The sequence below is a fragment of the Bradyrhizobium brasilense genome, from assembly GCF_029714345.1.
Taxonomy (GTDB): domain Bacteria; phylum Pseudomonadota; class Alphaproteobacteria; order Rhizobiales; family Xanthobacteraceae; genus Bradyrhizobium; species Bradyrhizobium australafricanum.
Genome location: NZ_CP121669.1, coordinates 3,291,787 through 3,303,800 on the forward strand (window position 1 = coordinate 3,291,787; position 12,014 = coordinate 3,303,800).

At 62.9% G+C, this 12,014-nt stretch carries 14 protein-coding genes; 8 read left to right on the forward strand and 6 right to left on the reverse strand.

Going from position 1 to position 12,014, the window contains the following annotated elements:
* Window positions 1-9: 9 nt before the first annotated feature.
* Window positions 10-1,023, reverse strand: coding sequence for a zinc-dependent alcohol dehydrogenase (locus QA635_RS15285; RefSeq protein ID WP_283070048.1), 1,014 nt, complete (start codon window positions 1,021-1,023; stop codon window positions 10-12).
* Between the two features lie 330 nt (window positions 1,024-1,353).
* Between QA635_RS15285 and QA635_RS15290 the strand changes: the two genes are divergently transcribed.
* Genes QA635_RS15290 through QA635_RS15310 form a run of 5 tightly spaced genes read left to right on the forward strand, consistent with a single transcriptional unit; the run spans window position 1,354 to window position 5,908 of the window.
* Window positions 1,354-2,361: an ABC transporter substrate-binding protein gene (locus tag QA635_RS15290; protein WP_069275426.1), complete on the forward strand. Its 1,008-nt coding sequence runs from the start codon at window positions 1,354-1,356 to the stop codon at window positions 2,359-2,361.
* Window positions 2,362-2,398: 37 nt separating this feature from the next.
* Window positions 2,399-3,214 (forward strand): ABC transporter permease, encoded by an 816-nt coding sequence (locus QA635_RS15295; protein WP_018272804.1) that lies wholly within the window; start codon window positions 2,399-2,401, stop codon window positions 3,212-3,214.
* Between the two features lie 4 nt (window positions 3,215-3,218).
* Window positions 3,219-4,004, forward strand: a complete 786-nt coding sequence (locus QA635_RS15300) for an ABC transporter permease (protein ID WP_283070051.1) — start codon at window positions 3,219-3,221, stop codon at window positions 4,002-4,004.
* The gene (locus QA635_RS15305; RefSeq protein ID WP_283070054.1) at window positions 4,001-5,065 is read left to right on the forward strand and encodes an ABC transporter ATP-binding protein; all 1,065 of its coding nucleotides are present in this window, start codon (window positions 4,001-4,003) and stop codon (window positions 5,063-5,065) included. Before QA635_RS15300 ends, QA635_RS15305 begins: the two co-directional genes overlap by 4 nt.
* Window positions 5,066-5,068: 3 nt before the next feature.
* Entirely contained in the window at window positions 5,069-5,908 is an 840-nt protein-coding gene (locus QA635_RS15310; protein ID WP_283070056.1) for a phosphodiesterase, read from the forward strand.
* Window positions 5,909-6,125: 217 nt separating this feature from the next.
* On the opposite strand, the gene QA635_RS15315 is transcribed toward QA635_RS15310, so the two are convergent.
* Complete coding sequence (locus QA635_RS15315; protein ID WP_225645868.1) at window positions 6,126-6,278, reverse strand: hypothetical protein; 153 nt, start codon at window positions 6,276-6,278, stop codon at window positions 6,126-6,128.
* Here QA635_RS15315 and QA635_RS15320 point away from each other — a divergent pair.
* Together QA635_RS15320 and QA635_RS15325 are read left to right on the forward strand one after the other, a co-directional pair.
* A complete protein-coding gene (locus tag QA635_RS15320; RefSeq protein WP_229188843.1) occupies window positions 6,268-6,939 on the forward strand; it encodes a Crp/Fnr family transcriptional regulator in 672 nt (223 codons plus the stop codon). The two genes, QA635_RS15315 and QA635_RS15320, sit on opposite strands and share 11 nt — an antisense overlap.
* A 120-nt stretch (window positions 6,940-7,059) precedes the next feature.
* Window positions 7,060-7,341: a hypothetical protein gene (locus tag QA635_RS15325; RefSeq protein ID WP_283070058.1), complete on the forward strand. Its 282-nt coding sequence runs from the start codon at window positions 7,060-7,062 to the stop codon at window positions 7,339-7,341.
* Between the two features lie 64 nt (window positions 7,342-7,405).
* Here QA635_RS15325 and QA635_RS15330 read toward each other — a convergent pair whose 3' ends face one another.
* The 3 genes from QA635_RS15330 to QA635_RS15340 all read right to left on the reverse strand — a co-directional run bounded on the left by QA635_RS15330 (window position 7,406) and on the right by QA635_RS15340 (window position 10,358).
* Window positions 7,406-8,500: an amidohydrolase family protein gene (locus QA635_RS15330; RefSeq protein ID WP_283070060.1), complete on the reverse strand. Its 1,095-nt coding sequence runs from the start codon at window positions 8,498-8,500 to the stop codon at window positions 7,406-7,408.
* A 103-nt stretch (window positions 8,501-8,603) separates the two neighbouring features.
* Entirely contained in the window at window positions 8,604-9,596 is a 993-nt protein-coding gene (locus QA635_RS15335) for a Bug family tripartite tricarboxylate transporter substrate binding protein (RefSeq protein WP_283070063.1), read from the reverse strand.
* A gap of 24 nt (window positions 9,597-9,620) precedes the next feature.
* Entirely contained in the window at window positions 9,621-10,358 is a 738-nt protein-coding gene (locus tag QA635_RS15340; RefSeq protein ID WP_283070065.1) for a cyclase family protein, read from the reverse strand.
* Between the two features lie 111 nt (window positions 10,359-10,469).
* Here QA635_RS15340 and QA635_RS15345 point away from each other — a divergent pair, with 111 nt between their 5' ends.
* Entirely contained in the window at window positions 10,470-11,276 is an 807-nt protein-coding gene (locus QA635_RS15345) for an SDR family NAD(P)-dependent oxidoreductase (RefSeq protein ID WP_283070067.1), read from the forward strand.
* Here QA635_RS15345 and QA635_RS15350 read toward each other — a convergent pair.
* Window positions 11,273-11,980, reverse strand: coding sequence for a molybdate ABC transporter substrate-binding protein (locus QA635_RS15350; RefSeq protein WP_283070068.1), 708 nt, complete (start codon window positions 11,978-11,980; stop codon window positions 11,273-11,275). The genes QA635_RS15345 and QA635_RS15350 overlap by 4 nt on opposite strands.
* Between the last annotated feature and the right edge of the window lie 34 nt (window positions 11,981-12,014).

Below are 12,014 nucleotides of genomic sequence, written 5' to 3' on the forward strand. Positions count from 1 at the left end.
GAGCGGACCTTACTCCGCAGCGCGCGCGATCGCGTCGGCCTTGCGAGTGGTGACGACGACCTTGATCGCGTCATCCACGCGATCCCGCGCATATCTGAGCGCCGTCGGCAGGTCTTCCAGCGGAAACGTATGCGTGTGGATCCTCGTCGCGTCGAACCGCTTTGCCGCCATCAATTCCATGGCGCGGCGCGTGGCGCTGCGGCCCTCGCCGCGGATCCCGTAAGCGTAGATGTTGTTTCGCACGAGATGCGCGATATCCAGCGTCGCAGCCTTGTGCGGGAAGGCGGCCAGACAAATCTTGCCGCCACGATTGGTCATGTGAATGGCCTGGTTGAGTGTCGCTTCGGTGCCGGCACATTCGACGACATAGTCCGCGCCGATTCCCCCTGTTAGTTGCTTCACGACCTCAACGGCGCCTTCGTCGTTGACGTTGATGACGCGGTCGGCCCCCAGTTCCTGGCCGATCGCCAGCCGCTTGTTGCGCGTGCCGGTCAAAATCACCGGACTTGCGCCAAGCGCCTTGGCCACAGCAACTGCGAGAAGTCCGATCGGCCCCGGGCCGATCACCACGACGCTCTCGCCGGCCACCAATCCTCCCAATTCCGTCAAGCCGTACATCGACGTGCCCGCGGTCACCACGAGCGTCGCCTCCGCGTCGCTCATGCTATCCGGTACGCGCGCCAGCGTATTGATGTGGTTGACTGCGTACTCCGCGAATCCGCCGTCGGTCGTGAAGCCGTTGGCGCGGTGGCCCTTCTCCGGCTTTCCATAGTTGAGACAGGACGTGTACATGCCCTGGCGGCAGCGTTTGCATTGACCGCAGCCGGCATGGATTTCGACGCTGACCCGCTCACCGATCCTGAATTCGTCAACGTCCGGTCCGAGTGCGGCGACCGTGCCCATGTATTCATGGCCTGGCGTGAAGTTCTTGTTGAAGGGCAGACCGCCCTGAATGCTTGCCGGCGACCCGGCATGGATAATTTCGAGATCGGTGGCGCAGATCGCAACCGCGTCGATGCGCACCAGCACCTCGGCACGCGAGGGGACCGGCGTCGACTTTTCGCGAAGCAGGAGCTGGCCGGGGTCACCAAGGACCCAGGCCTTCATCAGGCCGGGAACGGGCAGATCAGGCGATGTGTTGACGCCGGGCGGCTGGTACATGGGCTTCCTCTTTTGGCCGGCAGCCTAGCGCGAAACCAGTGGTTGCCGCGAGCACCCGATGGTCGGCATCGGGGCCGTTGCATTTGCTGCACGGCAGCAAGCGCGTCGCAAAACATTCATACGCGGCCTATACTTGGTCGCCCGGTTGATGTTGAAATCCTCATTGCATCCTCTCCCAGACCGGAGCCTCCCATGAAGACCGTCCGCCTTGTCCTTGCGTTGCTGGCGCTGATGCTGATCGCGCCGTGGCAATCCGCCAGGGCGGCCGACGTGATCTGCTACAATTGTCCGCCGGAATGGGCGGATTGGGCCTCGATGCTGAAGGCGATCAAGGCGGATCTCAACTACGATATCCCGCACGACAACAAGAATTCCGGTCAGGCACTGGCCCAGATCCTGGCCGAGAAGAGCAATCCGGTCGGCGATATCGGCTATTTCGGCGTGACTTTCGGCATGAAGGCCAAGGCGCAGGACGCGCTCGAGCCTTACAAGCCGGCGCATTGGGATCAGGTCCCGGCCGGCCTCAAGGACGCGGATGGCTACTGGACCACGATCCACTCCGGCACGCTCGGCCTGTTCGTGAACAAGGATGCGCTTGGCGGCAAGCCGGTGCCGGCCTGCTGGAAGGATCTCCTGAAGCCCGACTACAAGGGGATGGTCGGCTATCTCGATCCGTCGTCGGCGGCGGTCGGCTATGTCGGCGCGGTCGCCGTCAATCTGGCGCTCGGCGGCTCGCCAGGCAACTTCGATCCGGCGATCAGCTTCTTCAAGGAGCTGCGCAAGAACGATCCTATCGTACCCAAGCAGACGTCGTATGCCCGCGTCGTCTCCGGCGAGATGCCGATCCTGTTCGACTACGACTTCAATGCCTATCGTGCGAAATATTCGGAGAAGGGCAACTTCGAGTTTGTGATTCCCTGCGAGGGATCGGTGGTGTTTCCCTATGTCGTTGGTCTCGTGAAGAACGCACCCGACAAGGAGAAGGCCAAGAAGGTGATGGACTATCTCTTGTCCGACAAGGGGCAGGCGATCTGGACCAATGCCTATCTGCGTCCGGCCCGTCCGATCGAACTGCCGGCCTCCGTGAAGGGGAAATTCCTCCCCGACAGCGACTATGCCCGCGCCAAGAGCGTCGACTGGGGCGAGATGGAAAACGTGCAAAAAGCCTTCGTCGACCGCTATCTCGCCGAGGTTCGCTGAGGCAATATGGTGCCTTCGCCGGGGCACCATTCTTCCGATGTCGCAAAAATCCTTCGTTTGGCTCTGCCTGCTGCCGCTCGCGGTCGTGACCACGGCATTCTTCCTGCTGCCGATGGCACGGCTGGTGGTCGCGGGTGCCGAAGGACCGCACGGGCTCGCCGGATATCTCGCCATCCTGACCGAAGCTCGTTATCGCGCGACGCTGATCAATACCGTGTTGCTGGCGGCGGCAACGACGGTCGTCACGCTGATCGTGGCGACGATTGCCGGAATGTTTCTGCAGCGGCACCGCTTTCCAGGACGGGCCGTGCTGATCGCGATGCTGACCTTTCCGCTGGCGTTTCCCGGCGTGGTGGTCGGCTTCATGATCATTCTGTTGGCCGGGCGGCAGGGGCTGATCGGCGATCTGTCGAACCGGATCTTCGGCGAGAAATTCGTCTTCGCCTATTCGATCTACGGGTTGTTCCTCGGCTATCTCTACTTCTCGATCCCGCGCGTGATCCTGACCATCATGGCGGCCGTGCAAAAGCTCGATGTCGGTCTGGAGGAAGCCGCGCGTTCGCTCGGCGCCAGCCCCTGGGCGGTCCAGCGTGACGTCGTGCTGCCCGCGCTCGCGCCGGCCTTCGTTGCGTCCGGCGCGATCGCATTTGCGACCGCTATGGGGGCCTTCGGGACTGCGTTTACGCTGGCGACGAATATCGATGTGCTGCCGATGCTGATCTATACCGAGTTCACGCTGGCCGCCAATTTCGCGACCTCGGCCGCCCTGTCGGTGGGACTTGGCCTGATCACCTGGCTCATCCTCGCGCTCGCCCGCTCGTTCAGCGGCAGCGCGGTCGCGGCGGCCGGGTGAACGCATGCGCGATCGCTTGATCTTCACCGGCCAGTTCATCTTCACGCTGCTCGTTGCCGCCTTCCTGGTGGTCCCCGCGGGGCTGTCGATCTCCGCCGGCGTCACCGTGAATTATTTCCGAGGCATCCAATCCGGCGTGACCCTGCAATGGGTCGCGCAGGTCTGGGAGCTCTATGCCGGCACCATCCTGCTCTCTTTCGTGATCGCATTCGCGACCCTTGCCGTCACGCTGCTTGCCGGCGTTCCCGCAGCCTACGCGCTGCATGCGCGGGGAGGCCGGCTTGCGCGCATCGTCGAGGAGATCATCACGTTGCCTTTGGCGATCCCCGGGCTTGCGATTGCGCTTGCATTGCTGCTCACCTATGGCAACTTGGGCGACTTTCGCCGTTCCTGGCTGTTCATCCTGGTCGGTCACGTGATCTTCACCATGCCGTTCATGGTGCGGTCGGTGATGGCGGTGTTCGCGACCGTGGACATCAAGACGCTGGATGAGGGCGCCGCCTCGCTCGGGGCGTCGCCATGGCGGCGTTTCCGCGACGTCATCGTGCCGAACGCACTGCCGGGAATTCTCGCCGGCGCGCTGATGGTGGTCACGCTGTCGCTCGGTGAATTCAACCTGACCTGGATGCTGCATACGCCGTTGACGAAGACACTGCCGATCGGGCTCGCCGACAGCTACGCCTCGATGCGGCTCGAAGTGGCGTCGGCCTATACGTTGATCTTCTTCGTGATGATCATTCCGCTGCTGGTCGCGATGCAGCTGCTGGCCGACAGGGATCACAAGCGATGAGCACGGCCGGGCATGGCGCAGCGGTGCGGATCGAGGCATGCGGCAAGACCTTTGCCGACGGCACGCGCGCGCTCGATCCCGCAACCCTCGACATTGCGCGCGGCGAGACGCTGGTGCTGCTTGGGCCGTCCGGCTGCGGCAAGACCACGATGCTGCGCATCATCGCAGGCCTCGAGTTGCCGGATGTGGGCGGCAAGGTCCTGTTCGACGGCAAGGACATGACTTCGGTCCCGATCGAGCGGCGCAATGTCGGGATGGTGTTCCAGTCCTACGCCCTGTTCCCCAACATGACGGTGGCGGACAATATCGCCTACGGGCTGAAGATCCGCGGTGTTGCCAGGGGCGAGCGTGCCGCACGCGTCGCCGAGTTGGTTGCTCTGACGAACATCACGGGATTGGAGAATCGCCGCATCGACCAGCTTTCAGGCGGCCAGCGTCAGCGCGTCGCACTGGCGCGTGCCGTCGCGATCCGGCCCGGCATCTTGCTGCTCGACGAGCCCTTGACCGCGCTCGACGCCGCACTGCGGGACCGGCTGCGCAGCGAGCTCAACCGGCTGTTGCGCGCGCTTGGCATCACGACGATCTATGTCACCCATGATCAGGCCGAAGCCATGGAATTGGGCGACCGGATTGTCGTGATGCGGAAAGGCGCAATCGCCCAGATCGGCACGCCGCGCGAGGTCTACTTCGCGCCGAAGGACCGGTTCGTGGCGGAGTTCATCGGAGCGGCGAACATTGTCGAGGCTCCGATCGAGAACGGCGCATTGATCCTGCCCGGCGGGCGACTGCCGATCGAGGGTGGCGCGACGACCGCGAACGCGACCGTCATGGTCCGCCCCGAAACCATTCGCGTGACGGAGGCGGGCGAGGGGATACTCTCGGGAATCGTCGATTCCGTCAGCTTTATCGGCGACCGGCAGCGGCTCGTCGTGAGTGATGCATCGAGCAAGCCGCTCAATGTCGACGCTCCCAACACGATTCAAGCCAGGATCGGCGATCGTGTCGGGCTTTCGATTGCGCCCGACGCTGTCCGTCTGCTCCCCTTCGAACCACGAGATTGATCGATGCCGTCGAAACCGGTCCTCATCGCCCAGATTTCCGACCTCCACATCAAGCCGCCGGGAGCGTTGGCCTATGGCCGGGTCGATACCGCGAAGGCGCTTGAACGCTGCGTGGCGGCGATCAATGGATTCGAGCCGGCGCCCGAATTCGTCGTCATCTCGGGCGACCTTGTCGATACGCCGTCGGTCGAGGAATACGACTACCTCAAACGACTGCTCGCGCCGCTGCGCGTTCCGTTTGCCGGAATTCCCGGCAATCACGACTCGCGTGCGTGGATGCGCGCCGCGTTTCCTGCCGCACCCTATGTTCACGCGACAGGCCCGCTCGACCAGAAGATCGAGGTTAATGGCCTCGATCTGCTGCTGCTTGATTCAAGCGTTGCCGGGAAGCCTCATGGCATGCTCGAACCGTCGACGCTGCAATGGTTGGACGCGACACTGGCGGCAGCAGTCGACCGGCCCGCGCTGCTTTTCCTGCATCACCCGCCGTTCAAGGGCGGCATCTGGCACATGGACCGCCAGGACCTTTTCAATGCCGCAGAACTGGCAGCAATCGTCAGGCGTCACCCGCGGGTGCGTTTGATCGGCTGCGGGCACGTCCATCGTGCCATGCTGACCTCCTTCGCCGGGATTCCCGTAACATTGTGCCCCGCGCCGAACCATGCGGTTGACCTGGACCTCGGACAACTCCGCGAACCATCGTTCAAGGTGGAACCGCCGGCGTTTCACTTGCACACGTGGTTTCCCGGGCCGGATTTTGGACAATTGGTCACGCACCAGGTCCCGATCGGCCAGTTTGATGGGCCGCATCCGTTCTTTGGGCCAGACGGCAAGCTGCTGTGAGTTGGCCGCGTTGACCCCTCGTACAGACGGATCCACCAGGCGAGATTGTCGCGGATGGGCCGGCTATGTCAGATCAAGGGCAGCCCGCAGCTGCAATTGAGCGTTGCATCGACGCAGATTTATTCCAAATTGTACCTTGGATGCCTTCTATCCCATTGCGCCGGCTCGGACCTTTTGTTGCTGTAGGCCCCCGGGGGGGCTATACTTCCGTCTGCTTTCATTGATCGATGGCTTTGTCGGCGTCCGCTGTGCTGGCGGGCCGATTGAACGCAACACAATCAGTCTGGATCACGATGACCGGTGCGTCGCCCATAGAACGAACTTCCGGCGCGCCGTTGTTTTCGAACAACAAGCTGTCGGTGTTGCGCAAGCATCCCTATTTCGCCGATCTCGAGCCCGAGGCATTCGATCAGCTCTGCCGCTACGCCAAGCACACCACGCTGAAGCGGGGCACGACGATCTTTTCCAAGGGCGATCCGGGCACCAGCCTGATTGCGGTGATCTCGGGCACGGTCAAGATCAGCATCTCGTCGCCGGATGGTCGCAACGCGATTTTGAACCTGATCGAGGCCGGAGAGATATTCGGCGAGATCGCGCTGCTCGACGGCTTGTCGCGGACGGCCGATGCCACCGCCAACACCAATTGCGAGCTGTTCGTCATTGACCGGCGCGAGTTCATTCCGTTCGTGCGCAGCCAGCCGACGCTTGCGATGAAGTTCATCGAGCTGCTTTGTGAAAGACTGCGCCGGACCAGCGATCAGGTCGAGCAGGTCATCCTGCAGAACTTGCCCGGCCGTTTGGCCAGCGCGCTGCTGCGCCTGAGCGACAAGCACAAGCCGCAAGGACGCACCATCTCGATCACCCAGCAGGAGATCAGCGAGATGGTCGGGATGACGCGCGAGAGCATCAACAAGCAGCTCCGCGCGTGGGCAATACGCGGTTGGGTCAGGCTCGAGCATGGCGCGATCGTCGTGCTGAAGCCCGAGACGCTCCAGGAGCTGGTCGACGCCGGGGCGAACGACGGCGAGTAGTCGCGCCGGCTGCCCGGTCGGTCGCGCATTTCACGAAACGGTGAGCTGAACAAGGCCTGTGAAGCCATTCACATCGGCCTTGCGTGCGCTGCGGTAAGTGACGCGTCGGGGGAGCACAATATGGACAAATCCATGCAGAGCTCTTTCGACAAGCGGCGGCAGGACCCACAGCACAATTACCAAAGCTTCAGCATCAAGCTTGTCGCGTTGCCGTTGCTCGTCGTCGTTGCGTTGATCGGGATGCTGGTCAGTCGTCCGGCGGCGGTCAGATGGATATCGGACGCGGCGCAAGCCGAGTTCGTCGGAACCGACACCGTCTACACTGATCCGATACCCAATATCGCGCGGGTGGCACCAACGATTCGGCCGGGCAGCGAGATCCGGACGGTGAAGGCCTACTGATCGTTGATGCTGTCGTTGTGCGGCAAGGCGCGACGACAGCCGCTTGTCCAGCAGCAAGCCGTCCTCACGCGGCTACGCCAAGCAGCTTTGCTGCGGTCCGCCCGAGAATATTGGCCTTGTCATCGTCGCTCAGCGACGACGAGGCGAAGATGTGGTCGACCGGTGCCAGTTGCCATGGATAAGGATAGTCGCTTCCCAGCACGATCTGACCGACGCCAACCTGGGCGGCGAGGTGCCTGATCGCCTCCGGCGTGAAGATCAGAGAGTCGAAATAGATCTGTTTGAGATATTCCGCCGGCGCCTTCTGGAGCTTGATCTCCGGATTGCATCCCTTCGGTCCAACCAGACAGGCATGGTCCGAGCGGTCGGCATACGAGCCGAGATAACCGCCGCCATGTGCGGCGACGATTTTCAATCCCGGGAAGCGATCGAGCGTGCCCTCGAAGATCAAATGGGAGAGTGCGATCGTCGTCTCGAGCGGATTGCCGATCGTGTTGCCGAGCCACCCATTGCCGGAGAGCCGCTTGTTGAGCTCGGGCACGCCCTGCGGATGGATGAACAGCGGGACGCCGAGCTCCTCGGCCTTCGCCCATACCGGATGAAACTTCGGGTCGGAGAATTCGACGCCATCGACGACACCGCCGATCGCCGCGCCTTTCAGCCCCTGTTTTTTCACCGCCGTCTCCAACTCCTGCACCGCAAGGTCCGGAGCCTGCAGCGTCAGCGAGGCGAAAGCCGCGAACCGGTCGGGCTTCGAGGCACACAGTTCGGCGAGCTTTTCATTCTGGATTTTCACGATCTGCGCGGCAAGGTCGCGGTCGCGTTCGTACCAGAACGGATTGATCGAAAGCACCTCCATATCGACGGCCTGCGCGTCCATCGCAGCCAGCCGCTTGTCGATCTCGACAAAGGCCTCGGAGGCGCCATTGACCGGCGGCAGTTGATATTTTCCGGCGTCCGCGCCGAGCAGCGCACCCGCCTCGCGGAAATGGCAATGCGAGTGAATGTCGATCGTCTTGACACGTTTGCCGTTGACCGTGACCGGCAACTGCTGGCGCGATTGCTGCGCATTTGCGTTGTGGACGAGCCCGCAGCCGCAGAACACGATGCCTGCCGTCGCCGTTGCTCCCGCTCTCAGGAAATCCCGCCTTGTGGTCATGACGATCGCCTCCCTGGTTGTTTTGTTATGGACGGGGAGCCTAGGGATGCTGGCTAGTGCTCGCAAGATCACACGCTGTGCGTGTCGCGCAATGTTGATCTGCTCAGACCGGCTTGATCCCCGCCTTTGCAATGATGTCGCGCCATTTCGGCACTTCGTCTGCAATACGCCTGCGCATGCCATCGGACCCGTTCGCAAGCACCTCGAAGCCGTCGTTGCGCAGCTGTTCCGCGATCTTCGGCGTCTTCAGAATCTCGATCGATTTCGCCGACAGCAACGCGACAACGGAGGAAGGCGTATTCGCAGGCGCGAGAAAGCCTTGAAACGTGTCGGAGACGAAATCCCTGTAGCCGAGCTCGATCATGGTCGGCACATCAGGCAAATCGAACCATCGATGGGTTCCGGTGACCGCCAATGCTTTCAACGCCCCTGACTCGATGTGCGGATGGGCAGGCGGAAGCGCCGCAAAGGCGACCTGGGTCGTTCCGCTCAGGATCGCCTGGATGGCGGGACCGGCGCCCGAGAACGGCACATGTGTCATCTGGATCTGACCCATGATCTTGAGCAGCTCGCCGGCGAGATGTGGCGTCGTCCCGAGGCCTGGGCTGGCATAGTTCAGTTCGTCCGGGTTAGCCTTGGCGCGTGCGATCAGCTCTGCGATTGAATTGATCCCGAGCTTCGGATCGACCAGGATCACGTTCGGTGACGTGCCAAGCTCGGCAATCGGCGCGAAGTCCCTGACCGGATCGTACGGGATCTTGGCGTAGAGGCCGGGGTTGACGACATAGGCGCTCGACGTGATCAGGAGCGTATAGCCGTCGGGCTCGGCATGTGCGGCAATGCCGATCCCGATATTGCCACCGCCACCGGGGCGGTTCTCAACCACGATGGTGCCGCCGAGCGCTTCGCCAAGATGGGTGCCGAGGATGCGGGCCATGATGTCGGTCGGTCCGCCCGGCGCAAACGGCACGATGACCTTGATCGGGCGTTCCGGGTAGCCGGCGGCCTTGGCCTGCCCGACGAGGCCAGCGATCGCAAGTGCGCTGCACCCGTTCAGGATCGAACGACGCGAGGGAGGGGCGGATCTACCTGTCATCGGATATGCCCCCGCATCACGAATCTAAAGGTCGAATACCGCTACGGCGCGGATCGGCGACGCCGTCCCGTCGCGCCATTTCATCGGCAGACCGATGAAGGTGAATTGCCCCTGGCCGAGCAGCGCTTCCAGATTGCACAGGCTTTCGATGTGGGTGATGTCGAGATCGAGGCAGGCCTTGTGAACAAGCAGGTTCTCGTCGCTGTCGGGACCTGGGCGCATCGAGTCGATACCGAAATGAACGATGCCTTGTTGCGCCAGCCATTCGGTCGCCGCGACATTCACGCCACAATTGTCGGTCGCATATTCCTTGCGTGGAAACGTCCGGGCATGGTGGCCGGTGCAGAGCAGGACGGTGCCACCCATCGGGATTGGCCGTCCGGCGTTCGTCACGGCAGTTTCGAGGTCGGAAGGGGTGATCTCGGCACGCGGCGCAATGTGGCGAAGGTCGAGACAGATGCCCGGTACAATGCACTTTTCCAGCGGATATTCATTGATCGGTATGCCGCTGGGGCCGAAATGCCGGGGCGCATCGATGTGGGTTCCGCCGTGGTCAGGCATCGAGATGAACATCGATGCCAGGCCAAAGACGTTTCGAGATTCCGCAAGGGCTTCCTCGTGGTTCTTCCACATCCCGTGCATGATGGGCGGATGGCCGGGATAGCTCGGCGTGCGGTGATAGAGCTCTCGGCTCAGGTCAATGATCCTCACGACGGGTGCCCTTTCTTGACGGAGCTGGCGCAGGCGCGCTTCTGCCCACAATGCTGACGCGTTTGCCGCGCTTGTGCAAGATGGCGCTTGCCCTCGGTGTCGAACCTGAAGCAAATCGGGAAAGTGCTGCATTCCGGCAGCGTCGCCGAAGGGAGGATTCACGTGACCGACTATCGCAAGCTATTCGATCTCACCGGCAAGACCGCCGTCGTGCTGGGAGCGGCCTCAGGAATCGGCAAATCCTCGGCCGAAGCGCTGGCCTCGCTCGGCGCGCGCGTGCTCTGCGCCGATCGCGCACAGGAAGGCGCGGAGGCAACGGCAGCTGCAATCCGGCAGCAGGGCGGATCGGCAACGTCAGCCAGCTGCGATGCGGCCGATCGTGCCGACGTCGAGGCGCTGGCGGCGAGGGCGCTGGCGGAATTCACGCGGATCGACATCGCGGTGACGACGCCGGGACTGAATATCCGCAAGACCATCCTCGACTACACCGAGGAGGATCTCGACCGGGTCATCAACCTCAACGTAAAGGGCACGGTCTGGTTCTTTCAGGCGTTCGGTCGCATCATGGTCAAGCAACAGGGCGGCAGCCTGATTGCATGTTCCTCGGTGCGTGCCGTGACCATCGAGCCGGGGCTTGCAGTCTATGGATCGACCAAGGCGGCGATCGGCCTTCTGGTCAAGGGCTTCGCGTCCGAGGTCGGGCGATCCGGCGTTCGCGTCAATGCGATCGCGCCGAGCATCTCGGAGACCGCATTGACCGGTCCGTTCAAGCAGCGGCCCGATATCTACAACCTCTATGCCGGTCATACGGTGTTCAATCGCTGGAGCAGCGCCGACGAGGTCGCGACCGCCGTCGCCTACCTTGCATCGGACGCGGCGAGCTATGTCAGCGGCAGCACGCTGTTCGTCGACGGCGGCTGGACCGCGGTCGATGGACCGCCAACCGGTCTCACGCAGCTGGCGCGCTAGGTTGCGTCGGAAACGAAGCCAGCCTGGCTGCGAACCTCAGACGTTTCCGGCGACGTCAGTAGCGCGATCAGGCGTTGCGCCTGCGATGCCGACGATGCCCGCGTCGGGATCGCAGCCGTATACATCGTCGCGAGCCCGCATTCCGACGGCAAGGCGCCCGACAGCACGACGCCAATGGTGCTGATGATCTCGGTCGATTGCGTGCAACCGATCGGCTGCCGGTCATTGGACTCCGCCAGATGCCGCATCGCGGTCGCGCCATTCGGAAAGATTCTCAGTCGATCCGCGACGACATCAGCGATGCCGAGCTGCGCCAGCAGCTTGGCGACATGAATTCCGGCCGTCGACGCCTTCGTATCGGGCACGAAGATCGCGTCCGCCGCGAGCAACGCCGCACGCAAGCTGGCCGCGTCGTCGGCCCCGACCAATGGAGCGCCGGCCCGAACTGCGAGGGCGGTTTCAACCCGGCCGATGTCCGTGATCGAGCTGCGCAAAACCAGCCCTTCATCGGCGAGCTTCGCGATCAGAGCGGCGGTCAGGATGACGATGTCGGTCGGTACGCCGGCGCGCAATCTGTCGGCCATGGCGCCGACCGCGCCAAAATCGCCGGCAATGCCGAGGCCGGTTTCAGCTTCAAATGCTGGCGCGAGGCTGCGCACAAGGTCCTGCGCCGCACCGCCGCTCAGGATGTTCAACGTCTTCATCTGCACTGTTCCTTCGCTCGCGGTCTTTGCCGCT

What these genes read in the sequence shown, in the direction of transcription:
- QA635_RS15290 (WP_069275426.1), top strand. Translation starts at nt 1,354, where the DNA reads ATGAAGACCGTCCGCCTTGTCCTTGCGTTGCTGGCGCTGATGCTGATC.
- QA635_RS15295 (WP_018272804.1), top strand. Translation starts at nt 2,399, where the DNA reads ATGTCGCAAAAATCCTTCGTTTGGCTCTGCCTGCTGCCGCTCGCGGTC.
- QA635_RS15300 (WP_283070051.1), top strand. Translation starts at nt 3,219, where the DNA reads ATGCGCGATCGCTTGATCTTCACCGGCCAGTTCATCTTCACGCTGCTC.
- QA635_RS15305 (WP_283070054.1), top strand. Translation starts at nt 4,001, where the DNA reads ATGAGCACGGCCGGGCATGGCGCAGCGGTGCGGATCGAGGCATGCGGC.
- QA635_RS15310 (WP_283070056.1), top strand. Translation starts at nt 5,069, where the DNA reads ATGCCGTCGAAACCGGTCCTCATCGCCCAGATTTCCGACCTCCACATC.
- QA635_RS15325 (WP_283070058.1), top strand. Translation starts at nt 7,060, where the DNA reads ATGGACAAATCCATGCAGAGCTCTTTCGACAAGCGGCGGCAGGACCCA.
- QA635_RS15330 (WP_283070060.1), bottom strand. Translation starts at nt 8,500, where the DNA reads ATGACCACAAGGCGGGATTTCCTGAGAGCGGGAGCAACGGCGACGGCA.
- QA635_RS15335 (WP_283070063.1), bottom strand. Translation starts at nt 9,596, where the DNA reads ATGACAGGTAGATCCGCCCCTCCCTCGCGTCGTTCGATCCTGAACGGG.
- QA635_RS15350 (WP_283070068.1), bottom strand. Translation starts at nt 11,980, where the DNA reads ATGAAGACGTTGAACATCCTGAGCGGCGGTGCGGCGCAGGACCTTGTG.